This is a genomic window from Pseudomonas inefficax (genome assembly GCF_032164165.1).
GTDB lineage: Bacteria > Pseudomonadota > Gammaproteobacteria > Pseudomonadales > Pseudomonadaceae > Aquipseudomonas > Aquipseudomonas inefficax.
Map to the genome: position 1 here is coordinate 1307463 of NZ_CP134401.1, position 25195 is coordinate 1332657.

Genomic DNA, 25195 nt, shown 5'->3' on the forward strand with positions numbered 1-25195 from the left:
TCATGAATGCCGCCAAACGCCTGGAGATCTTTCGCAGGCTGCACGAAGACAACCCCGACCCGAAGACCGAACTGGCCTACACCACCCCGTTCGAACTTCTGGTCGCCGTGACGCTGTCCGCGCAGTCCACCGATGTCGGCGTCAACAAGGCCACTGCACGCCTGTTCCCGGTCGCCAACACCCCCGAGACCATCTATGCGCTGGGCGTCGAAGGCCTGAGTGAGTACATCAAGACCATTGGCTTGTACAACAGCAAGGCCAAGAACGTCATCGAAGCCTGCCGGCTGCTGATCGAACGCCATGACAGCCAGGTACCACAAACCCGCGAAGCCCTGGAGGCGCTACCCGGCGTGGGTCGCAAGACCGCCAACGTAGTGCTCAACACAGCGTTCCGCCAGCCGACCATGGCCGTGGATACCCATATCTTCCGGGTCAGTAACCGCACAGGCATCGCGCCAGGCAAGACAGTCCTGGAGGTGGAGAAGAAGCTGATCAAGTTCGTACCAAAGGATTATCTGCTCGACGCTCACCACTGGCTGATCCTGCACGGGCGCTATGTATGCCAGGCGCGCAAGCCACGCTGTGGCAGCTGTCGGATCGAAGATTTGTGCGAGTACAAGCACAAGACCTCAGACGATTGAGCCGATAGCTGAAAACCACTTGCGGCGATTGAAAAAATCTTTTTTACCAGCGTCTGCTTTCTGGTTATAAGGACGGCCAATGGCCCCTTGGCTTGGAGCGACTCATGAGTAGCGATAAAGACGACCTGCCGATCGAAGATGATTTTGTTGCCGTGGATGACGAAGCGGAACCCCAGGTGGAAACCGCAAAGACCAACCTGAGCAAACGCCGCACCATCGACAATATGCTTGAAGAAAGGCGCCTGCAGAAGCAGCTGGCCGACTTCGACTACGATCTGTAACCCGGGCAAAGCCTCCTGGCTGGAGGCTTCACGGCCTTGGCGGTCAGTTCAACCCTTGCCGTTGCGCCAGCTCGATCAGGTCGACCAGCGACCGCGCATTGAGCTTGAGCAACAGGCGTGACTTGTAGGTACTGACCGTCTTGTTGCTGAGGAACATGCTGTCGGCAATCTCCTTGTTGGAACGCCCTCGCGCCAGCTGTTGCAGCACTGTCATCTCGCGCGCCGAAAGGCGGTTGACCATATCCGTCTCGCTTCCGCCCCTTCCTCGTGACACATGCAGGGCCTGGTTGGGGAAATAGCTGTACCCCGACAAAACGGCCTTGATGGCGCTCAGCAGTTCTGTGAGTTCCTGCTGCTTGCACACATACCCTGCCGCCCCCGCCTGCATGCAGCGCATCGAAAAGTTGCCGGGGGCCTGTGATGTCAGCACCAGCACCTTGCTGCCCGGGCTGAAGGCCGTCATGCGGCCGATCACCTCCAGGCCATCCAGCTTGGGGATACCGATATCGAGCACCACGATATCCGGCAGGTGTTGCCGTGTCAGTTGCAACGCAGCCACTCCGTTGTCCGTTTCCGCCACGACGTCATACCCATGCCGCTCCATCAGCATGCGTACGGCCAGGCGTATGACCGGATGATCATCCACGATAAGCACTTTATTCATGCGATATCCATTCATTGCTTTTGCTTTGGCACGCCAAGATAACCTACAGAGCGCTTGCTGGCGCGGCGATTTAGCGGCGAAACAAATGAACAGATGGAACCTACAACACTTACAGAAATTTCCTACACTCAATTGATGTACTTGTAACAATCAAATTCCTTGTTACCAAATGAACAGTATCACCGACCTGAAAGTGCACTCACTTGAAAACCGGCCAATACCTGATGAAATAACCACTCAAATACGCTGAATAGACATTTCGTCTGCAATTCGAGCGATTACTCTCACCCGGGAAACAATCCAGTCTTTAGTTGAGCATCGTCAAAAGGTAAAGATGTGCAAAATCGCTGGAGACGACCCATATGCACCAAGTACAACCTGTCGCCCCGCTGACGATCATTGCCATCTTCGCAGGGATTATCGAAGCCTCGGCCCTTGCCACATTGCCGTTTCTCAGCGAGTCCAGCCAAAAGCTCTACACCTGGTTCCTGGTAGGCTTCCCATTCTTCCTGACGGCACTGTTCTTCCTCACGCTCAACTTCAATTACAAGTCGTTCTACGACCCGTCGCCAAACACAAAGGCAAACGGCAAGGCGTCGACACAGAGCGATGTCGCCAAACATGCGATGCCCGGTGATACCAGCGAAGCGCTGCAGGGCGAGCCTGTCACATTCATGTTTTCCGGCCCTGATGCCTGTCGCTTGATGGAACAGCAACTACTATCCGCCCTTGCCCAACCGCCTCAACCAACGCGCACCTGGCGCTTTTGCAACCTGGACAGACGCCAGTGCGCGCAACTATCGATCAGCGCGCTTGATGGACAGGTGGCGAACGACGGCCATTGAATGCCCCAGGCTTTCCACAGGGCAAAAAAAACCCCGGCCTGCGCCGGGGTTCTTGCTGCACATGCCAGCGATCAGAGCAGCGAGCGGCCCTTGTTGGCAGCAATGCGCATACGCAGGGCGTTGAGCTTGATGAAGCCCGCAGCGTCCGCCTGGTTGTAGGCGCCGCCATCTTCTTCGAAGGTAGCGATGGTGGCGTCGAACAGCGAGTCGTCCGACTTGCGGCCGACAACGGTGACGTTACCCTTGTACAGCTTCAGGCGTACCACGCCGTTCACGTTGACCTGCGACGCGTCGATCATCTGCTGCAGCATCAGACGCTCCGGGCTCCACCAGTAGCCGGTGTAGATCAGGCTGGCGTACTTCGGCATCAGCTCATCCTTCAGGTGAGCGACTTCGCGGTCCAGGGTGATCGACTCGATGGCACGGTGGGCCTTGAGCATGATGGTGCCACCTGGGGTCTCGTAGCACCCACGCGACTTCATGCCGACGTAACGGTTCTCGACGATGTCCAGACGGCCGATGCCATTGGCACCACCGATACGGTTCAGGTCGGCCAGGACGGTGGCCGGGGTCTTCTCGACGCCGTCGATGGCTACGATGTCACCGTTGCGGTAGGTCAGCTCGATGTAGGTAGCCTGGTCCGGGGCGTTCTCGGGCGAGACGCTCCAGCGCCACATGTCTTCTTCGTGCTCGGTCCAGGTATCTTCCAGAACACCGCCTTCGTAGGAGATGTGCAGCAGGTTGGCGTCCATCGAGTACGGCGACTTCTTCTTGCCGTGGCGCTCGATCGGGATGCCGTGCTTCTCGGCGTAGTCCATCAGCTTCTCGCGGGACAGCAGGTCCCACTCACGCCATGGGGCGATGACCTTGACGCCTGGCTTCAGGGCGTACGCACCCAGTTCGAAACGCACCTGGTCGTTGCCTTTGCCGGTGGCGCCGTGGGAAATGGCGTCGGCGCCGGTTTCGTTGGCGATTTCGATCAGGCGCTTGGCGATCAGCGGACGGGCGATGGAAGTACCCAGCAGGTACTCGCCCTCGTAGACGGTGTTGGCGCGGAACATCGGGAACACAAAATCACGCACGAATTCTTCGCGCAGGTCGTCGATGTAAATCTCTTTAACGCCCATTGCCTGGGCCTTGGCACGAGCCGGCTCGACCTCTTCGCCCTGCCCCAGGTCAGCGGTGAAGGTCACCACTTCGCAGTTGTAGGTATCCTGCAGCCACTTGAGAATCACCGAAGTATCAAGGCCGCCGGAATACGCCAGTACGACCTTTTTTACGTCCGCCATGCCATCACTCCACGGGGTTGTACGGAAAGGGATCGATTCTAACGACGTTACGGATAAATTTACAGTGGGGCGACAGCTTCTGACGACAAAGCGACAGGAACTTTCGGAAGGGCGACTTACCGTCGGAAAGTATGAAGTGCCGTGTAGGAGCGGCCTTGTGTCGCGATGGGCTGCGCAGCAGCCCCGGCAATTTTCGCTGCTTGGCTGAGATCCGGGGGCTGCTGCGCAGCCCATCGCGACACAAGGCCGCTCCTACAGAAAGCCCTGCAGACTTCATGACTTGGCAGGCGTTGGCTCAGGAGCCTTTTCGACAGGTTTTTCACCCGGCTTCTCGATCACCGTCACCCGATCCAGTTCGATATTCACCCGCCGGTTACGCGCCCGGTTGGCTGCACTGTTGTTCTTGGCCAACGGGTAACGTTCGCCATGGAAACGCACGGTAATCTGCTCCTCCGGAACGCCATGGGCCTTGAGGTAGTCGGCCACCGCCAGTGCCCGGCGGCGCGACATGTCGCGATTGGTCAGGCGGTTGCCACTGTTGTCGGAGTGGCCGTTGAGCTCGACATGGTTCACCGTCGGGTCAGCCTTCATGTAGTCGAGAATCACATCCAGCCGCGCCTTGGCCGAGGCATCCAGCTCGAAGCCTCCCCCCGGGAAGCCCACCTGGGTCTGACGCACCTGATCGTAGTTCATCGGCAGCAGCTTGCCGGCACAGGCCTGATAGTCGTTGTAGGCCTTGGCAAAGCTGACCGGCAGTACCCGCACTTCCATCGGCCTGCCCGCCTCGCCGGCGTAATTGCGTATCACCGTGCTGCGCCCATCGAGCAAGCCATTGATCAGGCGACTGGCCTGGCCCTGGGAGGAACTGAACAACAGCCCGGTGCGGGCCATGCGCACGCTGCCCAGGTTGATGTCGCTGCGCCCGGGTTGCCACGGTGCAGCAGCTGCCAGCAATGTGGCCGTGCCCGCACCCAGTACGTTGCTGTCCGAGCGCAGCTGGAACACCGGCTGCTCGCCCGCGCGGCGCACGAACTCGCCACTGCCGAAACCGTCGATAGGCTGGATCAGCCGGCATTCGAACTGGTCACCCTCGACCTTCCAGGCAATGTTCTCCATGCGCGTCTGGAAGGTCAGTGCACCGGCCGGCAGGCTGGCGAACAGGGTCAACAGGGCTAGGTAACGCTGGCGCACGGGCGGCTCCACAAATTCTGACGGCTTACCTGCAGGCTATCGGACGCCTGGCTGAAAACTTGATAGCCGTGCTCCACCCAGGGTTTTCCGGTAGCATTGGCGCTTGAGTTCGACCCGCCTGGAATCCCCAATGTCCGATCGCCTGACCCTCCTGCGTCCCGACGACTGGCACATCCATCTGCGCGATGGTGCCGTCCTGCCCCACACCGTTGGCGACGTGGCGCGTACTTTCGCCCGTGCCATCATCATGCCCAACCTGGTTCCGCCGGTACGCAATGCCTCCGAGGCCGGCGCCTACCGTGAGCGCATCCTGGCCGCCCGCCCGGCTGGCAGCCGCTTCGAGCCGCTGATGGTGCTGTACCTCACCGACCGCACCAGCCCCGAGGACATCCGCGCGGCCAAGGCCAGCGGTTTCGTGTACGCCGCCAAGCTGTACCCGGCCGGCGCCACCACCAATTCCGACTCGGGCGTGACCAGCATCGACAACATCTTCCCGGCCATCGAAGCGTTGGCGGAAGTTGGCATGCCGCTACTGGTGCATGGCGAAGTGACCCGCAGCGAGATCGACGTGTTCGACCGCGAGAAGCGCTTCATCGACGAGCACATGCGCCGTGTGGTCGAGCGCTTCCCGACGCTGAAGGTGGTGTTCGAGCACATCACCACCAGCGATGCCGCGCAGTTCGTCACCGAGGCCCCGGCCAACGTCGGCGCGACCATCACCGCGCAGCACCTGCTGTACAACCGCAACCACATGCTGGTTGGCGGCATTCGCCCGCACTTCTATTGCCTGCCGATCCTCAAGCGCAACACCCATCAGGTGGCGCTGCTTGACGCAGCCACCAGCGGCAACCCGAAGTTCTTCCTGGGTACCGACTCTGCCCCGCACGCCCGTCACGCCAAGGAAGCCGCCTGCGGTTGCGCCGGTTGCTACACCGCCTACGCAGCCATCGAGATGTACGCCGAAGCATTCGAGCAGCGTAACGCGCTGGACAAACTGGAAGGCTTCGCCAGCCTGCACGGTCCGGCGTTCTACGGCCTGCCGGCCAACACCGACACCATTACCCTGGTTCGCGAAGAATGGACCGCCCCGGACAGCCTGCCTTTTGGCGAGCAGACCGTGGTCCCGCTGCGCGCCGGCGAAAAACTGCGCTGGCGCCTGCTGGAGGAAAACGCGTGAGCGAAGACCTCTACGAAGACGACCTGGACACCCAAGGCAGCAGCGGCTCGCGCCACCCGATGGCCGAGCGCTTCCGCGGCTATCTGCCGGTAGTGGTGGATGTTGAAACCGGCGGCTTCAACAGCGCTACCGATGCCCTGCTGGAAATTGCCGCAGTCACCATCGGCATGGACGAAAAGGGCTTCCTGTTCCCCGAGCACACCTACTTCCACCGGGTGGAGCCATTCGAGGGCGCCAACATCGAGGCGGCTGCGCTGGAGTTCACCGGGATCAAACTGGACCACCCGCTGCGCATGGCGGTCAGCGAGGAAAGCGCGCTGACCGACATCTTCCGTGGCGTACGCAAGGCGCTCAAGGCCAATGGCTGCAAGCGGGCAATCCTGGTCGGCCACAACAGCAGCTTCGACCTGGGCTTCCTCAATGCGGCGGTGACACGCAATGACCTGAAGCGCAACCCGTTCCACCCGTTCTCCAGCTTCGACACCGCTACGCTGGCCGGCCTGGCTTATGGCCAGACCGTACTGGCGCGGGCCTGCCAGAGCGCCGACATTGACTTCGACGGACGTGAGGCGCACTCGGCGCGTTATGACACCGAGAAGACGGCCGAGCTGTTCTGCGGCATCGTCAACCGCTGGAAAGAGATGGGCGGCTGGCGCGACTTCAACGACTGAGTTGGGATCGCATTCGCGGGTAAACCCGCTCCCACAAGGATCCACATTGGCTCAGACCTGTGGCTCTCCTGTGGGAGCGGGTTTACCCGCGAAGAGGCCGGCACAGGAAGGCACAAAAAAACCGGCCACCAGGGCCGGTTTTTTCATGCTCGCGGCAATTACAGCTTGCCAGCGTTCTCGCTCAGGTAGGCAGCAACGCCTTCCGGCGAAGCGTTCATGCCTTTGTCGCCTTTTTTCCAGTTGGCAGGGCAGACTTCGCCGTGCTCTTCGTGGAACTGCAGGGCGTCGACCAAGCGCAGCAGCTCGTCCATGTTGCGGCCCAGAGGCAGGTCGTTGACGATCTGCGAACGGACAACACCGTTGGTGTCGATCAGGAAGGCGCCACGGAAGGCCACGCCGCCTTCGGACTCGACGTCGTAGGCCTTGCAGATTTCGTGGGTCATGTCGGCAGCCAGGGTGTATTTGACCTGGCCGATACCGCCGTTGTTGACCGGGGTGTTACGCCAGGCGTTGTGGGTGAAGTGCGAGTCGATCGACACGCCGATCACTTCCACGTTGCGTGCCTGGAAGTCAGGGATGCGGTTGTCCAGGGCGATCAGCTCGGACGGGCAGACGAAGGTGAAGTCCAGCGGGTAGAAGAACACCAGGCCGTACTTGCCCTTGATGGCCGAAGCCAGGTTGAAGCTGTCGACGATCTCGCCATTGCCCAGCACGGCCGGCACGGTGAAATCGGGGGCTTTCTTACCAACGAGTACGCTCATTGTAATCTCCTGATGAGGGTGAAAAACCGTTTGCCGGGCCAGACGGGCTTGCCCGACATCCAACAAAGGCTGACCATCATACACGGCTTCTGGTGACAGGCCGACTCCAACGACGAAGCAACCGCCGGTCGCTCAAGCACGGCCATTTCAGAAACCACTTTGACAAGCATTCTCATTAACATTAAGCTCCACTCCATCGAGCCCACCAACGATGGTCAGCCTTTATGTATGTGTGTCTTTGTGTCGGCGTTACCGACGGACAGATCCGCGATGCGATCTATGAAGGATGCTGCAGCTACAAGGAAGTGCGAGCCGCGACCAACGTCGCCAGCCAGTGTGGCAAATGTGCCTGCGTGGCCAAGCAGGTGGTCCGCGAAACGTTGACCGAGCTTCAGGTCAGCCAGGCAGCCCTGCCCTACCCCGTGGAATTTACCGCGGCCTGAAAACCCAGAATTCGAAGAACCGGACCTTGCGTCCGGTTTTTTTATGTCTGCAATTCAATAAGTTAGCGCTTCAACGCGGTTCACAAACATTCTTATTTCCATTAATTTTCATTTATTATTCAAGAACTTAGGTTTGACACACCCAAGTATCGGGCTCAAACTTCCCTGTATTGGCACATCTCTACAGGGCAGGAACCCGACATGAAAGGCGACGTAAGCGTCATCCAGCATCTCAACAAGATCCTCGGAAACGAGCTGGTCGCGATCAACCAGTACTTCCTGCACGCACGCATGTACGAAGATTGGGGCCTGAACAAACTCGGCAAGCACGAGTACAAGGAATCCATCGACGAGATGAAGCACGCTGACAAACTGATCAAGCGTATTCTCTTCCTCGAAGGCATCCCCAACGTCCAGGACCTGGGCAAGCTGCTGATTGGCGAGCACACCAAGGAAATGCTCGAGTGCGACCTGAAGATCGAACAGAAAGGCCTGGTCGACCTCAAAGCAGCCATCGCCCATTGCGAAACCGCTGGCGACTTCGGCTCGCGTGACATGCTCGAAGACATCCTCGAATCCGAGGAAGAACACATCGACTGGCTGGAAACCCAGCTGGGGCTGATCGACAAGATCGGTATCGAGAACTACCTGCAGTCGCAGATGGGCGAAGAATAGAATTTCGCCCCATAAAAAAACCCGCCATGTGCGGGTTTTTTTATGTCTGCCGGAAATCAGGCCTCGGAAGCCTTGGCCTTGGCAGCCGCTTCCTTGATCATGGTCTGCAGCTCACCCTTCTCGAACATTTCCAGCATGATGTCGCTGCCGCCGACCAGTTCACCAGCTACCCACAGCTGCGGGAAGGTCGGCCAGTTGGCGTATTTTGGCAAATTCGCACGGATTTCCGGGTTCTGCAGGATGTCGACGTAGGCGAACTTCTCGCCACAACCCATCACGGCCTGCGATGCACGCGCAGAGAAGCCACACTGCGGGGCATTCGGCGAGCCTTTCATGTAAAGCAGAATGGTGTTGTTGGCAATCTGCTCTTTGATCGTTTCGATGATATCCATGTAGCACCTCGGCTGAACTTTCCGACGCGGTCGTCGGCACGGTGACGCATTGTAACGGAAAGCCGAGCAGCATGCTCGGCCTTACCATTCCTTACGCGGCCTCTACCTGCACGGGTACGCCATTGAGGGCCGCATTGCCGGAAACCTGGTCACGCAGGCGCTCATCGGTGAGGTCGTTGGCGCTCACGCCAGGTTGCGCCTGGGCGATCTGCATGTGCACGCCCTGACGAGAGTGACCGAAGCCATGAGGCAGGCTGACCACACCCGGCATCATGTCCTCGCAGGCCTGCACCTCGACTTCAAGGTCCCCGGTACGCGAGCGGATACGAACCCGCTGGCCGTCCTGCAGCTGCCGCTGCTGCAGGTCCTGCGGGTGCATCAACAACTGATGTCGCGGTTTGCCTTTCACCAGCCGATGAAAATTGTGCATCCACGAATTGTTGCTGCGTACATGACGACGGCCGATCAGCAGCAGCTCGCCCGGCGCCGGAGGGGCTTGTTGCGCCAGCCGGCCGAGGTCGTCCAGCAGTACCTGGGGCGCCGCTTCGACTGCCTTGCTGGCAGTCGTCAGGCGTGCAGCGAGATTGGCACGCAATGGCCCAAGGTCGAGGCCATGCGGGTGCTTGTCCAGCGCTGCCAGCGACAACTGCCAGGGCGTCGCTTCACCATAGCGCCCCTTGCGCAAGGCCAGGTCGATCATCTGCGCTGGAGCCCAGGTCGGCTTCAATTCCAGCTCGGCGCGTTTGGCGAACGCTTGGGCCAGCCCGACGAAAATCTCCCAGTCATGCAATGCGCCTTCGGGCTTGGCCAGGATCGCCCGATTGAAGCGTGTCACGTTGCGCACGGCCAGCAAGTTGAACGTGCTGTCGTAATGGTCGTTTTCCAGCGCCGAGGTGGAGGGCAGGATCAGATCGGCATGGCGGGTGGTTTCGTTGATGTACAGGTCGATGCTGAGCATGAATTCCAACCCCTCCAGCGCCACATCCAGCTGGCGGCCGTTCGGCGTGGACAGCACCGGGTTGCCGGCCACCGTCACCAGCGCGCGCACCTGCCCTTCGCCGGGTGTGAGCATTTCCTCGGCCAAGGCCGCCACGGGCAGTTCGCCGCCGTACTCGGGCAAGCCCGACACCCGGCTCTGCCAAGCGTTGAAATGGCCACCCGAGGTGGTCGCCACCAGGTCGACGGCAGGCTCGGTGCACAACGCGCCGCCTTCACGGTCAAGGTTGCCGGTCACCAGGTTGATCAGTTGCACCAGCCAGTGGCAAAGGGTGCCGTAGGCTTGGGTCGAAACCCCCATGCGGCCGTAGCACACCGCCCTGTCGGCCGCGGCGAAGTCCCGTGCCAGCTGGCGGATGTCTGTCGCGGCAATGCCGCAGTGCCCACTCATGGCCTCCGCGCTGAACGGCGCGATCGCTTCGCGCACCTGCTGCAGGCCGGCGACCGGCAAGTGCGAGCCGCGCGCCAGGCCTTCAGCGAACAGGGTATTGAGCAAGCCACACAACAAGGCCGCATCCCCTCCAGGGCGAATGAACAGGTGACTGTCGGCCATCGCCGCTGTTTCGCTGCGTCGCGGGTCCACCACCACCAGGCGCCCACCCCGGGCCTGCAGGGCTTTCAGTCGTTTTTCCACGTCCGGCACGGTCATGATGCTGCCGTTGGATGCCAGCGGGTTGCCGCCAAGGATCAGCATGAAACCGGTCTGGTCGATGTCCGGGATCGGCAGCAGCAGGCCATGGCCGTACATCAGGTGGCTGACCAGGTGCTGCGGCAACTGGTCCACCGAGGTGGCAGAGAAGCGGTTGCGGGTTTTCAACAGGCCCAGGAAGTAGTTGCTGTGGGTCATCAGGCCGTAGTTGTGCACGCTCGGGTTGCCTTGGTACACCGCCACGGCATTGCGCCCACGGGCCCGCTGGATCGCCCACAGCCTGTCGGCGGCCAGGGCAAAGGCTTCGTCCCAGCCGATGGCCTGCCAATGCTCGCCCACCCGCTTGTGCGGTTGGCGCAGGCGGTCGGGGTCATTCTGGATGTCCTGCAAAGCCACGGCCTTTGGGCAGACATGGCCACGGCTGAACGGGTCCTGGGGGTCGCCCTTGATCGAACTGATCAGCGCCCGCCCGTCGACGTCATGGCTGACTTCGATGTTCAGCCCACAGATCGCTTCGCACAGGTGACAGGCACGGTGATGCAGGGTCTTGGTCATGGCCGCCTCTGCGTTGTTGTTATGGAGGATGTGTAGAGGGTTGTCGAACATCGACTATGCGCCCAGCACCGGCCACCGGCCAGCGCGCTTCGTGGCGTGAATCCACCGACATCAGGCACACGATTTGCGACAGCCATTTGCCAAATTGCCGGCAAGCCGTGTACAACCCTCTGTAGCAAATAAAAAACAGCACTGCCCGTCGGGTAAAGACACCCTTTGCAACACCCTTTGATACTGGGCAGCTGTTTCCCCTCTTGGCTTCAGGCGACATTTACTTATAGTATTGCGCCTTTCCCTATTTCGTCCGCCCCCGTGCGGCTTACGCCGCAGGTCACTCCCGTTGTCAAAAAAAACCATACGGTCGACCTGCATACAGTTGCAGATAAGGTAGTCAATCATGAGCGCTAGGCACTTTCTCTCCCTGCTGGACTTCACCACCGACGAATTGCTCGGTGTGATCCGCCGCGGCATCGAGCTGAAGGACCTGCGCAAGCGAGGCGTGCTGTTCGAGCCCCTGAAGAACCGCGTGCTGGGCATGATCTTCGAGAAGTCCTCGACCCGTACCCGCGTGTCGTTCGAGGCCGGCATGATCCAGCTCGGCGGCCAGGCCATCTTCCTGTCCCCGCGCGACACCCAGCTGGGCCGTGGCGAGCCGATCGGCGACAGCGCCATCGTGCTGTCGAGCATGCTCGATGTGGTGATGATCCGTACCCACGCCCACAGCACCCTGACCGAATTCGCCGCCAATTCGCGTGTGCCGGTGATCAACGCGCTGTCCGACGAGTCGCACCCATGCCAGCTGCTGGCCGACATGCAGACCTTCCTCGAACATCGCGGCTCGATCCAGGGCAAGACCGTCGCCTGGATCGGTGATGGCTTCAACATGTGCAACTCGTACATCGAGGCAGCCAGGCAGTTCGACTTCCAGCTGCGCATCGCCTGCCCGGAAGGCTACGAGCCGGACCCACGCTTCATGGCCATTGGTGGTGAGCACGTGCAGATCGTGCGTGACCCGAAGGAAGCCGTGCGCGGCGCCCATCTGGTGACCACGGATGTCTGGACTTCCATGGGCCAGGAGGAGGAAACTGCACGGCGCCTGGCGCATTTCGCGCCTTACCAGGTCACCCGCGAACTGCTCGACCTGGCGGCACCCGACGCCCTGTTCATGCACTGTCTGCCAGCCCACCGTGGTGAGGAAATCAGCCATGACCTGCTCGACGACCCACGTTCGGTCGCCTGGGACCAGGCTGAAAACCGCCTGCATGCACAGAAGGCCCTTCTCGAATTCCTTGTAGAACCGGCTTACCACCACGCATGAGTCAACCCCTACTGCTCAACCTGCGCAACCTCGCCTGCGGCTATGGCGACCAGCGCATCGTCCAGAACCTCAATCTGCACCTGAACGCAGGCGACATCGGTTGCCTGCTGGGTTCATCCGGTTGCGGCAAAACCACTACCCTGCGCGCCATCGCCGGTTTCGAACCCGTGCACGACGGCGAGATCCAGCTGGCCGGCGAGGTCATTTCCCGGGCCGGCTTCACCCTGGCCCCGGAAAAGCGCCGCATCGGCATGGTGTTCCAGGATTACGCGCTGTTCCCGCACCTGACCGTGGCGCAGAACATTGCCTTCGGCATCGCCAAGCACCCGCGCCAGGCCGAGGTCATCGAAGAGATGCTCGAGCTGGTCAAGCTGGGCGGCCTGGGCGGGCGCTACCCGCATGAACTGTCCGGCGGCCAACAGCAACGGGTCGCCCTGGCCCGTGCACTGGCACCGGAGCCGCAACTGCTGCTGCTCGACGAGCCATTCTCCAACCTCGACGTGGAACTGCGCCGGCGCCTGAGCCATGAGGTTCGCGACATTCTCAAGAGCCGCGGCACCAGCGCCATCCTGGTGACCCATGACCAGGAAGAGGCCTTTGCCGTCAGCGACCAGGTCGGCGTGTTCAAGGAAGGCCGCCTGGAACAATGGGATACACCCTACAATCTTTACCACGAGCCGCAGACGCCATTCGTGGCCAGCTTCATTGGCCAGGGGTATTTCATCCGTGGGCAGATGATCAGCCACGAGGCGGTCAATACCGAGCTGGGTGAATTGCGCGGCAACCGTGCCTACATCATGGCGCCGGGCAGCTCGGTGGATGTGCTGCTGCGCCCTGACGATATCGTCCACGCACCGGGCAGCGCACTGCAGGCGAACATCGTCGGCAAGAGCTTCCTTGGAGCATCGACCCTGTACCGCCTGCAGTTGCCGACCGGCAGCCAGCTGGAGGCGATCTTCCCTAGCCATAACGACCATCAGGTCGGTGAGGATGTGGGAATTGCGGTCAAGGCCGATCACCTGGTGCTGTTCCCGGTCCCGGGCAGCGTGGCGGCGCAGTTGCCGCGGCAGGAGAACGGCGTGCGCCGGTACAGCTCGGCGACCTGATTCGAAATTTTGGGGCCGCTTTGCGGCCCTTTCGCCGGCAAGCCAGCTCCCACAGAATCACCACATGCCCTGAAGGCAACGCTGTACCTGTGGGAGCTGGCTTGCCGGCGATGGACTGCAAAGCAGCCCCAAGATTCTCAGCCTCTACCGATCCCGGCAAACTTGCCCTGGGTGTGCTCGGCCAGCACCACGGCCGCCAACTCCACCTCCAACCCACGCCGCCCGGCGCTGACATGGATGGTTGCAAAGTTCTGCGCCGAGTCATCGATAAAGGTGCGCAGGCGCTTCTTCTGCCCCAGCGGGCTGATCCCGCCCACCAGGTACCCCGTGGCCCGTTGTGCCGCCGCCGGGTCGGCCATCTCGCACTTCTTCACGCCCGCGGCATGGGCCAGGGCCTTGAGGTCCAGCGTACCCACCACGGGCACCACCGCCACCAGCAATTCTCCCTTCTCGCTGCTCGCCAGCAAGGTCTTGAATACCTGCTGCGGGTCGAGACCGAGCTTTTCCGCCGCCTCAAGGCCATATGACGCCGATTTTGGGTCATGTTCGTAACTGTGCACACGGTGCTCGGCACGGTGTTTCTTCAACAGGTCTAGGGCGGGGGTCATGCAGGGGCTCCGGTCGGGACAGCTCGGCGGCTACTTTAGGACAATTCCCACACCGCAGCCAGCGCACCGCAATTGCGCGCCTCTAGTACGCGGATCCGCACCTGAAATCAGCATCCAGATCGTGACCGACCGTTCACTTTCGACCTTTGACATCAGCGTTTCTTGTCTATATTTTTTCGTTTCTGAATAAATGGTGCACTTTTAAGGTGCAATTCCTACATCCGCCTGGGGTCAACGGGGATAGACTCCGGGCTTTGCTGTCGAGCGCCACGCGCCTCACAACAAAAAAAACGAGGTCATACATGACGACTGCTCTACGCCAACCTGCGCTGTCCAGCCAATGCCTGGCCGAGTTCCTCGGCACTGCACTGCTCATCTTCTTCGGTACCGGCTGCGTCGCCGCGCTCAAGGTCGCGGGCGCCAGCTTCGGCCTGTGGGAAATCAGTATCATCTGGGGTGTGGGCGTCAGCATGGCGATCTACCTGACCGCCGGGATTTCCGGCGCGCACCTGAACCCGGCGGTGAGCATCGCCCTCACCCTGTTCGCCGGCTTCGACAAGCGCAAGCTGCCCTTCTACATGCTGGCCCAGGTGTGCGGCGCGTTCTGTGGCGCAGCATTGGTCTATACGCTGTACAGCAACCTGTTCTTCGATTTCGAACAGGCCCATGCCATGTTGCGCGGTAGCGAAGCCAGCCTGGAGCTGGCCTCGGTGTTCTCCACCTACCCGCACCCATCGTTATCCACCGGCCAGGCGTTCCTGGTCGAAGTGATCATCACCGCCATCCTGATGGCCGTGATCATGGCCTTGACCGACGACAACAACGGTCTGCCGCGCGGCGCCATGGCCCCACTGCTGATCGGCCTGCTTATCGCCGTGATCGGCAGCGCCATGGGCCCGTTGACCGGCTTTGCCATGAACCCGGCACGCGATTTCGGGCCAAAACTCATGACCTTCCTGGCCGGTTGGGGCGAAATCGCCTTCACTGGCGGTCGGGACATGCCTTATTTCCTGGTTCCAGTGTTCGCACCGATCCTTGGCGCCTGCCTGGGCGCCGCGACCTATCGCGGCTTGATCGCCCGCAACCTGCCAATGGCAGCCGCTGTGAACCCTGAGACAAATGACAATCGCCAGGGCGATACTCAAGTCAATTGACGCCGGCATCACGCCCAGCCCTGACCCCCCTATTTTCGCAAGGCCTACGACCATGACAGACACCCAGGATAAGAACTACATCATCGCCCTGGACCAGGGCACCACCAGTTCGCGGGCCATCATTTTCGACCGCGACGCCAATGTGGTGGGCACCTCCCAGCGCGAGTTCGCCCAGCATTACCCGCAGGCGGGCTGGGTCGAGCACGACCCGATGGAAATCTTCGCCACGCAGAGCGCGACCATGGTCGAGGCCCTGGCCCAGGCGGGCATCAGCCATGCCCAAGTCGCGGCACTGGGTATCACCAACCAGCGTGAAACTACCGTGGTGTGGGACAAGGAAACCGGCCGTCCGGTGTACAACGCCATCGTCTGGCAGTGCCGCCGCAGCACCGAAATCTGCGCGCAGCTCAAGCGCGACGGCCATGAAGACTACATTCGCGAAGCCACTGGCCTGGTCACCGACCCGTACTTCTCCGGCACCAAGCTGAAGTGGATCCTCGACAATGTCGAGGGTGCCCGCGAACGCGCCGAGCGCGGCGAACTGCTGTTCGGCACCATCGATACCTGGCTGATCTGGAAGTTCTCCGGTGGCAAGGTACATGTCACCGACTACACCAACGCCTCGCGCACGCTGATGTTCAACATCCACAGCCTGCAATGGGACGACAAGCTTCTGGAAATCCTCGGTATCCCACGGCAGATGCTGCCCGAGGTACGCCCTTCTTCCGAGGTATACGGCCACACCAAGAGCGGCATCGCCATTGCCGGTATCGCCGGTGACCAGCAGTCGGCACTCTTCGGCCAGATGTGCGTGGAGCCGGGCCAGGCCAAGAACACCTATGGCACCGGCTGCTTCCTGCTGATGAACACCGGCGATCAGGCGGTGAAATCGTCCCATGGCCTGCTCACCACCATTGCCTGCGGCCCCCGAGGCGAAGTGGCTTACGCGCTGGAGGGCGCGGTGTTCAACGGTGGTTCCACCGTGCAGTGGCTGCGTGACGAACTGAAGATCGTCAACGACGCACTGGATACCGAATACTTCGCCAGCAAGGTCAAGGACAGCAACGGCGTATACCTGGTGCCCGCCTTCACCGGCCTGGGTGCACCGTACTGGGACCCGTATGCCCGTGGCGCACTGTTCGGCCTGACCCGTGGCGTGAAGGTGGACCACATCATCCGCGCCGCACTGGAATCGATCGCCTACCAGACCCGCGATGTGCTCGACGCCATGCAGCAGGACTGCGGGCAACGCCTGTCCGAGCTGCGCGTGGACGGCGGTGCGGTGGCTAACAACTTCCTCATGCAGTTCCAGGCCGACATCCTGGGCACCTGCGTGGAGCGGCCGAAGATGCGCGAAACCACGGCGCTGGGTGCGGCCTACCTGGCAGGCCTGGCCTGCGGTTTCTGGAGCGGCCTGGACGAACTGCGCGACAAGGCGATCATCGAGCGCGAGTTCAGCCCGCAGCTGGATGAAACGCAGAAAGAGAAGCTGTATGCCGGCTGGAGGAAGGCAGTGGACCGTACCCGTGACTGGGAAGATCACGAGGCCTGATGCCCGGCGCGAAAGCTTGCCCAAACCCTGTGGGAGCGGGTTTACCCGCGAAGATGGCACCGGCTACGCCGGTGTTCGCGGCTGAAGCCGCTCCCACAGGGACCAGTACAGCTTTTGGGTTTTGTGCATGACGAGCGCCGCAGCAAGGACCGCGTGAAGCAACGGGCCTGTTAGTCTACTGGTCGTAATCCCCGTCCTACGGCATCATTGCAGCATTTGTCCGGCAGCCCCAAAGGACCGCCCATGAATCTGCCCCCTCGCCAACAACAAATCCTCGAACTGGTGCGCGAACGCGGTTACGTCAGTATCGAAGAAATGGCGCAGCTGTTCGTCGTTACACCGCAAACCATCCGCCGTGATATCAACCAGTTGGCCGAGCTCAACCTGCTACGTCGCTACCACGGGGGCGCGGCCTACGACTCGAGCATCGAGAACACCGCCTACGCCATGCGCGCCGACCAGATGCGTGACGAAAAGCAACGCATCGCCGAAGCCGTGGCCCGGCAGATTCCCGACCATGCCTCGCTGTTCATCAATATCGGCACCACCACCGAATCCATCGCCCGGGCGCTGCTCAACCACAACCACCTGAAGGTCATCACCAACAACCTGCATGTGGCCGCGATCCTTGCCGCCAAGGACGATTTCGAAGTGCTGGTGGCGGGTGGCACGGTGCGCCGTGATGGCGGCGTTGTCGGCCAGGCCAGTGTCGACTTCATCAACCAGTTCAAGGTCGACTTCGCCCTGGTGGGCATCAGCGGCATCGATGAAGATGGCAGCCTGCTCGATTTCGACTACCAGGAAGTGCGGGTGTCCCAGGCGATCATCGCCAATGCCCGACAAGTGATCCTTGCTGCCGACTCCAGCAAGTTCGGGCGCAACGCCATGGTGCGCATGGGCTCGATCAGCCTGGTCGACTGCCTGGTGACCGACCAGGCGCCAACACCAGCCCTCACCCAGCTGCTGAACCAATACAAGATACGCCTCGAAGTAGTTTGAGCCGCCAGCGGGCTGTAAGCGGCCCGCCATTTTCGTAAATGTTCACTTTATTGTCATCTGATCAGTTTTTTCTATAAAGACTGACTGGCGACCGGCTTTCTGTTGCGCTAGTATTTTCGAAAACGAACATCAATGTTCATATTCGATGTGAACAGCCCCAGGAGGCCTTGCCCGTGTCCCAGCCCGTTTCGTCCCAGCCCCCAGTCGCCGACTGCTATGACCTCGTCGTGATCGGCGGCGGCATCAATGGCGTGGGCATCGCTGCCGACGCCGCCGGGCGTGGCCTCAAGGTATTTCTCTGCGAAAAGGACGACCTGGCCCGGCACACCTCGTCGGCCAGCAGCAAACTGATCCACGGCGGCCTGCGCTACCTGGAGCACTACGAGTTCCGCCTGGTGCGTGAAGCGCTGGCCGAGCGCGAAGTGCTGCTGGCCAAGGCCCCGCATATCGTCAAACCAATGCGCTTCGTGCTGCCGCACCGCCCGCACCTGCGCCCGGCCTGGATGATCCGCGCCGGCCTGTTCCTGTATGACCACCTGGGCAAGCGCAAGCGCCTGGGCGCCTCGCGCAGCCTGCGCTTCGGCCCGGGCTACCCGCTCAAGCCGGCGATCACCCGCGGCTTCGAGTACGCCGACTGTGCCGTGGACGACGCTCGCCTGGTAGTGCTCAACGCCATGGCTGCCCGCGAACATGGCGCGCAGATTCGTACCCGTACCCGCTGCCTGCGCGCCGAGCGTTCAGATGGCCTGTGGCAGGTTGAACTGCAGCATGCCGACGGCAGCTTGCAGAGCATTCGCGCCCGCGCCCTGGTCAACGCCGCCGGCCCCTGGGTCGCCAGCTTCATCAAGGACGACCTCAAACTCGACGCGCCTTACGGCATCCGCCTGATCCAGGGCAGCCACATCATCGTGCCGCGCCTGTACGAAGGCGAACATGCCTACATCCTGCAGAACGAAGACCAGCGCATCGTTTTCTGCATCCCCTACCTCGACCGCTTCACCCTGATCGGCACCACCGACCGCGAATACAGCGGCGACCCGGCCAAGGTGGCGATCACCGAGCAGGAAACCGACTACCTGCTGAATGTAGTGAACCAGCACTTCAATCACCAGTTGAGCCGCAGCGATATCCTGCACACCTACTCAGGCGTTCGCCCGCTGTGCAACGATGAGTCGGACAACCCCTCCGCGGTCACTCGCGACTACACCTTGGCGTTGTCCGCAGGCGAAGGCCAGGCACCCTTGCTGTCGGTGTTCGGCGGCAAGCTGACCACCTACCGCAAGCTGGCCGAGTCGGCCATGGGCGAGCTGAAGCCGTTCTTTACCCAGATGCGAGGCAGCTGGACAGCTGAGGCCGCGCTTCCCGGAGGTGAAAACATGACCACCGTCCATGCCCTGGTCGACGCCATCCTGGCGCGCTGTGGCTGGTTGCCGGTAGACATCGCCAAACGCTGGGCAGTTACCTACGGCAGCCGCGTCTGGCGCCTTCTGGATGGCGTGCATGGGCCTGAAGATCTCGGCCAGTCGATTGGCGGTGGCTTGTTCAGCCGCGAAGTGGACTACCTGTGCAACGAAGAATGGGCATGCGACGCCGAAGACATTCTCTGGCGCCGCACCAAGCTGGGGCTGTTCACCAGCGCCAGCGAACAGCAAGTACTCAGGGAGTATCTGCAACAACGCGGACAAGATCAGGCACGCATCCAAGCGGCCTGATCGGTGCCGCCTCGCAGCCTTCAGGCGCGGGGCGGTTTACACTAGGTCGCATAGCGCGAGCGCGCCCACACTTCGGTGGTCAGGTTGCGCATCAAGTTCGACTCTTCTGCAGCGTGCTGCTGCATCAGGGACCGTGCTCGCTCGTCATACTCGTGTTCCTGGCCAGCCCTGGCCTGTTCTTCGAGTACCTCCAGGCGATCATGGTACGGCGCGCCCAGCACCTCGAAACGCTCCGGGAAAGTTTCGCGCAGGTAGCTCTGCCAGAAGGGGCGTTCGACAAGTGCGTCCAACATGGCAACCGGGGTACTGGAACGCAGTACCTCAAGTTCCGCATGGCTCAGGTCGGCCATGGTCACATTGGCGAATGAGGCAAAGTGCATTTCATCGGGCGGTACCGGCAAGTCGAGTGCTCCCGCTAGCCGCGAGCGGTAGTACAACCGCACCTCGATTTCATCGACCCTGCGCAAGCCCTCCTGGCGCAACCGCTGTACATGCCTGTTGGCGATCTCGTCCAGCAAGTCCAGGCGGTGCAATTGCCGCCCCAGACGCAACAACCGATTCGCCCTCAGCTCAGTGGGTATCCCCTCGATACCCCGGTAGGCCAGGATGCCGACTTCCAGCTGGTTGAGCATCAGCAACAGGCGGTCCTCGCAACTGCGCGGCGCATCGGCTTCGCGGAACAATAACTCACGTAATGCTTCGTTGTTTTCGCAGGCATCAAGGATGCGCCATATGCGGCGACGGAAATAGCGCGGGTGGGATTCGAAATCCTCACTTTCGGCAAAGTCGGCCAGGAACCTGAACAACCCACCCGAACCAGGCTCTTCAGTCAGGCGATCCCAGGTAGCTTCCCGCTGACTCCTGAGCAGATCGCTCCTGGACATGACCCAGTTAGCCCGGGTCTGCTCATCGACCACCTCATGGGTATAAGCTGCACTGCCTCTGGCAGCCGCGTCGTTGAAACCACGTGCTTCGTCCAGATATTGCACACTGCTTTCCGTCAACGGGTTGTCATGAAGGTTCAGGCGCTGAAGACGCAAGCGCAGGCCGCGCATTTCCCGTTGCAACTCGCTGATCCTGTTGTCACGCAAATCGATATGGGCGCGCAACGTCACGTTTTCATGGACCTGGCGGATATCCACCTGCCCGGTAGAGCGTAACCGCACATCGCGAACATGCGGCAAGGCGGAGAGGTCCGGCATGCCATTGAGCGGGTTGTAGCTCAATATCAACGTATCAAGGCGGCGTAACTGGGCCAGGCGCTGGCTGCCCGTCTCGTCCATGACGATACGGTTGTTGCCCAGGTCCACCCTTCTGAGCTGGGTCAGGCGCTCGATTCCGTCCGGCACCTGGACAAGCTGATTACCGCTCAGGTCGAGATCGACAAGGTTCGGGAACAGGCTGAGGAACTGGGCGTCGATGGCCGGCAGCTGCATATTGCGCAAAGCCAGACGGCGCACATGCACAAAATCCACACCTGCCGGCAAGGTCGGCAACGCCCCTACCTGCTCGCCTTCGATGGTCAGTTCGTACTGATCGTTGCTATCGACCAACTTGCGTCGCCAACTGCGCCGCAGTGTGTCCGCAACACGGCGACGACGGATGGCATCGATCGGTGTCCGCCAGCCGGCCTGCCATTGTCGCAATGCCTCACGCAGCTCGGTGAGTTGGCGTTGCAGCATCTGGTAATGGTCCCACAGGTTCCCCCCACGCTGGCGTACAGCCTCGATGTAGGCGTCCAGCTGCATTTCACTGAGCGTCGGGAAAATCTGATGAATACCGCGGCGGATAGCCTGCTGGCTACTTTCCCCGCCACCACTGAGAGGATAGGCCAGCCGCCCGTCGGCGAAACGCCGGGGGGGCCTGACACCAGCACCAACCGGGCTCAAACCGATCAGCCTGGCAGCCTGTTCACGATCACCAGCGGCCGCTTCCAGCAACCAGGTACGCAACTGCTTCACCTGCAAGTTCGGGTGACCCAACACGGTTTTCTGGCTTTCGTCCAGGCATTGCAATACCACCTGGAGCAAAGACCTGTTCCCAACGGCCAATTCCTCGCCACCCTCTTCGGCCAAGGCATAGCCTTGCTCATGCCTGATGATTATGCGCGTCGGTTCTGCTGCCTCTCCTTGGCTCGCAAACAACAAGCGCCCGTCGCGGCTACCTTCACGCAGTTCGACACGTGATGTCGGTGGCCAAGGCGCCTTGCGCTCGATCAGCCCGAGCACCAGTTTCTCAGTGTCGGCATTGGCCATCGCTTGCAGGCGGATACCCAGGCAGGCCCTATCGACCCTGCTGTCACGGATGTACCAGCGCGCGCGTTCCGCCATGCTCAGCGGCACACGGTTACTGGCGCGAAGTGTTTCCAGAAGGGAAACACTGCTGTGATCCAGAATTTCCTGAGCCCCTCTGGGCGACAGGCCCTTGAATGCCTCCATCAATTGCTTCCGGTCATCCGAAGGCGTTTCACTCAGCGTTTGCAGTTCGTCCTCGAACGCAGTGCCCGTGAGGGCTGGATACCGCCGGCCCAGCTCGATGCGCTCATGGATGTCCAGCAGACGCGCCGGAGGGGCTGCATCCTCCAGGCTCAAGCGCCGCAACTGAGCAAGTTGAATGCCGGTAACTTCGAGCATTAAGCTGGCATCATCCGACAAGGTATCGGCAAAGTGCTCTCCTTGCAGTTGATCGAGCAACGCCAACACCTGCTCTTCAACAGGTGCATAACGAGGAGCTCGACCCAGCTTCACACCGCCCTCAGGCGTTACTTTTGGCGCCAACCCATCGACAAAAGGTAGCCGCCTCGCTATGTGGACCGCCCCTGCGGTCACACCTGCCAGTACCAGACCCTGCGCAACGGCAAACAGATGGTCCAGCGCCCCTTGACGATCACCCAACTGCCAGTCCTGATATCCCTCATACACCTCATCAAGCAGCTGCACCGCGCCAACGGCCAACATCAGCTCGCCCAGCCCGGGCACGAAGAAAGCTGCCATACCCATCAGGTCCAGACCCGCGCTGGCCATTTCCTGCAAACGCTTGTGCCTGGTCATTCGATCTTCAACCCCCGTCGGGACAGCGAGGTAGCAAGCGTCATCGAATATTTTTGCCATCAGCAAGGCTCGTACATGAGCGAACATGTCGCCGTCGACAGGCCGATTTCGTCCGTCCAGTTCCATTGGCTTGCCGGGCTCCGATGCGGCCAGCAAGCGCATCAGGTTCTTCTCGAACTGGCTTTTGTCCTGCGCCTTGATGAAACGGCCGAAGAACCGACGGAAAGACTGCTGCTGCAGGCGAATGGAAAAAGCGCTGTACACTTCATCCCATGAGTCGTAATAACGCAGGCTTTTTTCTGGGTCATCAGGAATCCAGACAATGATTTCGTCAATGTCTGCATCCGGCGCAGGCCGCCATTCGAAGGCGACAACCCCGACCATACATTTGCCCAGCAGATACAGTTGGCTGGGTGTCAGCGTACCTCCCCGGTATGTCGGTGAGGGCGACTTGAAGACCTTTTGCAGCCGCTGCAGATCCCGCTCGTCCAGTTCACCCTTTAACCGTCCCTGATACAGCGAAACCTGCATCTGGGTACGCACGCTGCTCTCGAACAGCTGCTCTATCTGCCTTCCGGCCTGATGCTCAGGTTGATTGCGACCGGCCTTGGGGTGCAGGAGCCGCTTCAGGAGCGACTGATACTGCCCGCCAATGTCCAGCGTGCGAGTCAGCCTGGCAAAATCCTCATACGTCATGGCCAGCCTTACCCCGTTCGGGTCGACAAGATGGGCCTTGCGCATCAGCCATGGCAGGGTTTCATGCTCTTCGAAATTATGCAGCGCGGCCGCAAGAAGGCTCTGCCGCGTTGAATACGTGATCCTTGGCTGATAAAGCTTTTCCGCAGCCGAAGGGAGAGGAAATTCTTCGGAAACGACCACGCACGCCCGTCGTGTGTCGATATCACCAAGCCCCTGCTCCAGCAAAGCCTGCTGCAGCAGCGGGGCGGCGAAGTCTTCAAGGCCAGGGATGCTGCCAAGCAAGTGCTTCAAGTCATTTGCACTTTGTTGCTGCGCCCGCAGCGCCTGGTGATAAGCGCTGATGTGATGCTTTTCGGCAGTTGTCAGCCAAGCAGGTAGTTGCCGCGCGATCAGATGATCGATAGAGGTCGTGGGGATGCTTTGCGCAGTTGCCATGTTGGTGTTCTCCGTACCTGAAAGGTTCAGGACACCACGCTGCTGGTGCGTACTGGCGGTATATAAAGCCCCTCGGCCTGCCAGGCACCCGGACACCTTCGTTCGGATTCCCGAACAGCAACTAGCAACTCATTCGGAAACCCGTTCGAAAAAAGCGGTAAAACCTAGGCCAAAAAAGATTAATCCCATGGATTTTCGCGGCGTTATGATCGTTATCAGAGCTTGGCACGACTCATGCTCTACACTTGGTAGCCGAATGCACTCGCTTCTAGCGGTATTCGTTGAACGAAAGAGTCCGCCAACGGCTCCATAAAAAAAACAAACACGTCGAGGAAAATTTGATGCGCATCGTTCGTCAATTGCTGGGCGCCGCCATCGCGGCCGCTGTGATCGCTTCGCCGGCCATGGCCGAAGAACTGACCGGCACCCTGAAGAAGATCAAGGATTCGGGCACCATCACCCTGGGCCACCGCGACTCCTCCATCCCGTTTTCCTACCTGGCCGGCAAGCCCGAGCCCGTGGGTTACTCGCATGACATCCAGCTGGCCGTCGTCGAGGCCCTGAAGAAGCAGCTGGGCACGGACATCAAGGTCCGTTACAACCTCGTCACCTCGCAGACCCGCATCCCGCTGGTGCAGAACGGCACCGTGGACCTGGAGTGCGGCTCCACCACCAACAACGTCGAGCGCCAGCAGCAGGTCGGCTTCTCGGTCGGTATCTTCGAAGTCGGTACCCGCCTGCTGACCAAGGTCAAGGACGGTCAGCCAGCATACAAGGACTTCCCGGACCTGGCCGGCAAGAACGTGGTGACCACCGCTGGTACCACCTCCGAACGCATCCTCAAGGCGATGAACGCCGACAAGCAGATGAAGATGAACGTGATTTCCGCCAAGGACCACGGTGAAGCCTTCAACATGCTCGAAAGCGGCCGAGCCGTGGCCTTCATGATGGACGACGCCCTGCTCGCCGGTGAAATGGCCAAGGCTCGCAAGCCGGCGGACTGGGTCATCACCGGTACCCCACAGTCGTACGAAATCTACGGCTGCATGGTGCGCAAGGATGACGCGGCCTTCAAGAAAGCGGTCGATGACGCCATCGTCGGCTACTTCAAGTCGGGTGAAGTCAACAAGAGCTACGACAAGTGGTTCCAGCAGCCAATCCCGCCAAAGGGCCTGAACCTGCAGTTCCCGATGAGCGACGAGCTGAAGAAACTGATCGCCGAGCCGACCGACAAGGCTGCGGACGAGAAGAAGTCCTGACTCTCAGATAGTGGCCTGGTGCTCAACAGCACCAATCAATACTGCAGGCCACTCATTAGTGTCTAACCTTTCA

22 protein-coding genes are annotated in these 25195 nt (G+C 60.8%); 14 read left to right on the forward strand and 8 right to left on the reverse strand.

Annotated elements, in window-relative coordinates:
- The first annotated feature begins 2 nt into the window (after nt 1-2).
- Together nth and RIN61_RS05830 are read left to right on the forward strand one after the other, a co-directional pair.
- Nucleotides 3-641: an endonuclease III gene (nth, locus tag RIN61_RS05825; protein ID WP_112250605.1), complete on the forward strand. Its 639-nt coding sequence runs from the start codon at nt 3-5 to the stop codon at nt 639-641.
- Nucleotides 642-745: 104 nt separating this feature from the next.
- Entirely contained in the window at nt 746-922 is a 177-nt protein-coding gene (locus tag RIN61_RS05830; protein WP_166674300.1) for a PA3496 family putative envelope integrity protein, read from the forward strand.
- 43 nt (nt 923-965) lie between these two features.
- Here the strand turns inward: RIN61_RS05830 and RIN61_RS05835 are convergent, their stop codons facing one another.
- Entirely contained in the window at nt 966-1586 is a 621-nt protein-coding gene (locus tag RIN61_RS05835) for a response regulator transcription factor (protein WP_112250603.1), read from the reverse strand.
- 362 nt (nt 1587-1948) lie between these two features.
- Here RIN61_RS05835 and RIN61_RS05840 point away from each other — a divergent pair, with 362 nt between their 5' ends.
- On the forward strand, nt 1949-2431 hold the full coding sequence (locus tag RIN61_RS05840) for a hypothetical protein (protein ID WP_112250601.1): 483 nt from the start codon (nt 1949-1951) through the stop codon (nt 2429-2431).
- Between the two features lie 71 nt (nt 2432-2502).
- Here RIN61_RS05840 and RIN61_RS05845 read toward each other — a convergent pair whose 3' ends face one another.
- Both RIN61_RS05845 and RIN61_RS05850 read right to left on the reverse strand, forming a co-directional pair.
- The gene (locus RIN61_RS05845) at nt 2503-3720 is read right to left on the reverse strand and encodes an argininosuccinate synthase (RefSeq protein ID WP_112250600.1); all 1218 of its coding nucleotides are present in this window, start codon (nt 3718-3720) and stop codon (nt 2503-2505) included.
- A 273-nt stretch (nt 3721-3993) separates the two neighbouring features.
- A complete protein-coding gene (locus tag RIN61_RS05850; RefSeq protein ID WP_112250599.1) occupies nt 3994-4911 on the reverse strand; it encodes a flagellar protein MotY in 918 nt (305 codons plus the stop codon).
- A 130-nt stretch (nt 4912-5041) separates the two neighbouring features.
- Between RIN61_RS05850 and pyrC the strand changes: the two genes are divergently transcribed.
- Nucleotides 5042-6088: a dihydroorotase gene (pyrC, locus tag RIN61_RS05855; RefSeq protein WP_112250598.1), complete on the forward strand. Its 1047-nt coding sequence runs from the start codon at nt 5042-5044 to the stop codon at nt 6086-6088.
- Between the two features lie 59 nt (nt 6089-6147).
- Complete coding sequence (rnt, locus tag RIN61_RS05860; RefSeq protein WP_230388460.1) at nt 6148-6759, forward strand: ribonuclease T; 612 nt, start codon at nt 6148-6150, stop codon at nt 6757-6759.
- A gap of 158 nt (nt 6760-6917) precedes the next feature.
- On the opposite strand, the gene RIN61_RS05865 is transcribed toward rnt, so the two are convergent.
- Entirely contained in the window at nt 6918-7520 is a 603-nt protein-coding gene (locus RIN61_RS05865; protein ID WP_003254945.1) for a peroxiredoxin, read from the reverse strand.
- A 224-nt stretch (nt 7521-7744) separates the two neighbouring features.
- Between RIN61_RS05865 and RIN61_RS05870 the strand changes: the two genes are divergently transcribed.
- On the forward strand, nt 7745-7963 hold the full coding sequence (locus RIN61_RS05870) for a bacterioferritin-associated ferredoxin (RefSeq protein WP_003254947.1): 219 nt from the start codon (nt 7745-7747) through the stop codon (nt 7961-7963).
- Between the two features lie 201 nt (nt 7964-8164).
- Nucleotides 8165-8638, forward strand: coding sequence for a bacterioferritin (bfr, locus tag RIN61_RS05875; protein ID WP_003258014.1), 474 nt, complete (start codon nt 8165-8167; stop codon nt 8636-8638).
- A 56-nt stretch (nt 8639-8694) separates the two neighbouring features.
- Here bfr and grxD read toward each other — a convergent pair whose 3' ends face one another.
- Together grxD and RIN61_RS05885 are read right to left on the reverse strand one after the other, a co-directional pair.
- Nucleotides 8695-9030 (reverse strand): Grx4 family monothiol glutaredoxin, encoded by a 336-nt coding sequence (grxD, locus tag RIN61_RS05880; protein WP_313856208.1) that lies wholly within the window; start codon nt 9028-9030, stop codon nt 8695-8697.
- Between the two features lie 91 nt (nt 9031-9121).
- Nucleotides 9122-11230, reverse strand: a complete 2109-nt coding sequence (locus RIN61_RS05885; protein ID WP_112250597.1) for a molybdopterin-dependent oxidoreductase — start codon at nt 11228-11230, stop codon at nt 9122-9124.
- A gap of 397 nt (nt 11231-11627) precedes the next feature.
- On the opposite strand from RIN61_RS05885, the gene argF reads away from it, so the two are divergent.
- Complete coding sequence (gene argF / locus RIN61_RS05890; RefSeq protein ID WP_112250596.1) at nt 11628-12548, forward strand: ornithine carbamoyltransferase; 921 nt, start codon at nt 11628-11630, stop codon at nt 12546-12548.
- On the forward strand, nt 12545-13654 hold the full coding sequence (locus tag RIN61_RS05895; protein ID WP_025340392.1) for an ABC transporter ATP-binding protein: 1110 nt from the start codon (nt 12545-12547) through the stop codon (nt 13652-13654). Before argF ends, RIN61_RS05895 begins: the two co-directional genes overlap by 4 nt.
- Before the next feature lie 137 nt (nt 13655-13791).
- Here RIN61_RS05895 and ybaK read toward each other — a convergent pair whose 3' ends face one another.
- Complete coding sequence (gene ybaK, locus RIN61_RS05900; RefSeq protein WP_105945838.1) at nt 13792-14262, reverse strand: Cys-tRNA(Pro) deacylase; 471 nt, start codon at nt 14260-14262, stop codon at nt 13792-13794.
- A gap of 302 nt (nt 14263-14564) precedes the next feature.
- Between ybaK and RIN61_RS05905 the strand changes: the two genes are divergently transcribed.
- The 4 genes from RIN61_RS05905 (at nt 14565) to glpD (ending at nt 19679) form a co-directional block, all read left to right on the forward strand.
- On the forward strand, nt 14565-15416 hold the full coding sequence (locus RIN61_RS05905; protein ID WP_112250595.1) for an MIP/aquaporin family protein: 852 nt from the start codon (nt 14565-14567) through the stop codon (nt 15414-15416).
- Nucleotides 15417-15468: 52 nt separating this feature from the next.
- Nucleotides 15469-16968 carry a glycerol kinase GlpK gene (glpK, locus tag RIN61_RS05910; RefSeq protein WP_112250594.1) on the forward strand — a complete coding sequence of 500 codons (1500 nt, stop codon included), beginning with the start codon at nt 15469-15471 and terminating at the stop codon, nt 16966-16968.
- Between the two features lie 243 nt (nt 16969-17211).
- Nucleotides 17212-17967: a DNA-binding transcriptional repressor GlpR gene (gene glpR / locus RIN61_RS05915; protein ID WP_046614760.1), complete on the forward strand. Its 756-nt coding sequence runs from the start codon at nt 17212-17214 to the stop codon at nt 17965-17967.
- A gap of 173 nt (nt 17968-18140) precedes the next feature.
- Nucleotides 18141-19679 carry a glycerol-3-phosphate dehydrogenase gene (gene glpD, locus RIN61_RS05920; protein WP_112250593.1) on the forward strand — a complete coding sequence of 513 codons (1539 nt, stop codon included), beginning with the start codon at nt 18141-18143 and terminating at the stop codon, nt 19677-19679.
- Between the two features lie 41 nt (nt 19680-19720).
- Here the strand turns inward: glpD and RIN61_RS05925 are convergent, their stop codons facing one another.
- Nucleotides 19721-23863: an NEL-type E3 ubiquitin ligase domain-containing protein gene (locus RIN61_RS05925; RefSeq protein ID WP_313856217.1), complete on the reverse strand. Its 4143-nt coding sequence runs from the start codon at nt 23861-23863 to the stop codon at nt 19721-19723.
- Between the two features lie 341 nt (nt 23864-24204).
- Here RIN61_RS05925 and RIN61_RS05930 point away from each other — a divergent pair, with 341 nt between their 5' ends.
- The gene (locus RIN61_RS05930; RefSeq protein ID WP_112250592.1) at nt 24205-25122 is read left to right on the forward strand and encodes a glutamate/aspartate ABC transporter substrate-binding protein; all 918 of its coding nucleotides are present in this window, start codon (nt 24205-24207) and stop codon (nt 25120-25122) included.
- Nucleotides 25123-25195: the final 73 nt, after the last annotated feature.

Excerpts from the sequence above, each read along its gene's own strand:
- nth (WP_112250605.1), top strand. The coding sequence starts at position 3 with ATGAATGCCGCCAAACGCCTGGAGATCTTTCGCAGGCTGCACGAAGAC.
- RIN61_RS05830 (WP_166674300.1), top strand. The coding sequence starts at position 746 with ATGAGTAGCGATAAAGACGACCTGCCGATCGAAGATGATTTTGTTGCC.
- RIN61_RS05835 (WP_112250603.1), bottom strand. The coding sequence starts at position 1,586 with ATGAATAAAGTGCTTATCGTGGATGATCATCCGGTCATACGCCTGGCC.
- RIN61_RS05840 (WP_112250601.1), top strand. The coding sequence starts at position 1,949 with ATGCACCAAGTACAACCTGTCGCCCCGCTGACGATCATTGCCATCTTC.
- RIN61_RS05845 (WP_112250600.1), bottom strand. The coding sequence starts at position 3,720 with ATGGCGGACGTAAAAAAGGTCGTACTGGCGTATTCCGGCGGCCTTGAT.
- pyrC (WP_112250598.1), top strand. The coding sequence starts at position 5,042 with ATGTCCGATCGCCTGACCCTCCTGCGTCCCGACGACTGGCACATCCAT.
- rnt (WP_230388460.1), top strand. The coding sequence starts at position 6,148 with ATGGCCGAGCGCTTCCGCGGCTATCTGCCGGTAGTGGTGGATGTTGAA.
- RIN61_RS05865 (WP_003254945.1), bottom strand. The coding sequence starts at position 7,520 with ATGAGCGTACTCGTTGGTAAGAAAGCCCCCGATTTCACCGTGCCGGCC.
- RIN61_RS05870 (WP_003254947.1), top strand. The coding sequence starts at position 7,745 with ATGTATGTGTGTCTTTGTGTCGGCGTTACCGACGGACAGATCCGCGAT.
- bfr (WP_003258014.1), top strand. The coding sequence starts at position 8,165 with ATGAAAGGCGACGTAAGCGTCATCCAGCATCTCAACAAGATCCTCGGA.
- grxD (WP_313856208.1), bottom strand. The coding sequence starts at position 9,030 with ATGGATATCATCGAAACGATCAAAGAGCAGATTGCCAACAACACCATT.
- RIN61_RS05885 (WP_112250597.1), bottom strand. The coding sequence starts at position 11,230 with ATGACCAAGACCCTGCATCACCGTGCCTGTCACCTGTGCGAAGCGATC.
- argF (WP_112250596.1), top strand. The coding sequence starts at position 11,628 with ATGAGCGCTAGGCACTTTCTCTCCCTGCTGGACTTCACCACCGACGAA.
- RIN61_RS05895 (WP_025340392.1), top strand. The coding sequence starts at position 12,545 with ATGAGTCAACCCCTACTGCTCAACCTGCGCAACCTCGCCTGCGGCTAT.
- ybaK (WP_105945838.1), bottom strand. The coding sequence starts at position 14,262 with ATGACCCCCGCCCTAGACCTGTTGAAGAAACACCGTGCCGAGCACCGT.
- RIN61_RS05905 (WP_112250595.1), top strand. The coding sequence starts at position 14,565 with ATGACGACTGCTCTACGCCAACCTGCGCTGTCCAGCCAATGCCTGGCC.
- glpK (WP_112250594.1), top strand. The coding sequence starts at position 15,469 with ATGACAGACACCCAGGATAAGAACTACATCATCGCCCTGGACCAGGGC.
- glpR (WP_046614760.1), top strand. The coding sequence starts at position 17,212 with ATGAATCTGCCCCCTCGCCAACAACAAATCCTCGAACTGGTGCGCGAA.
- RIN61_RS05925 (WP_313856217.1), bottom strand. The coding sequence starts at position 23,863 with ATGGCAACTGCGCAAAGCATCCCCACGACCTCTATCGATCATCTGATC.
- RIN61_RS05930 (WP_112250592.1), top strand. The coding sequence starts at position 24,205 with ATGCGCATCGTTCGTCAATTGCTGGGCGCCGCCATCGCGGCCGCTGTG.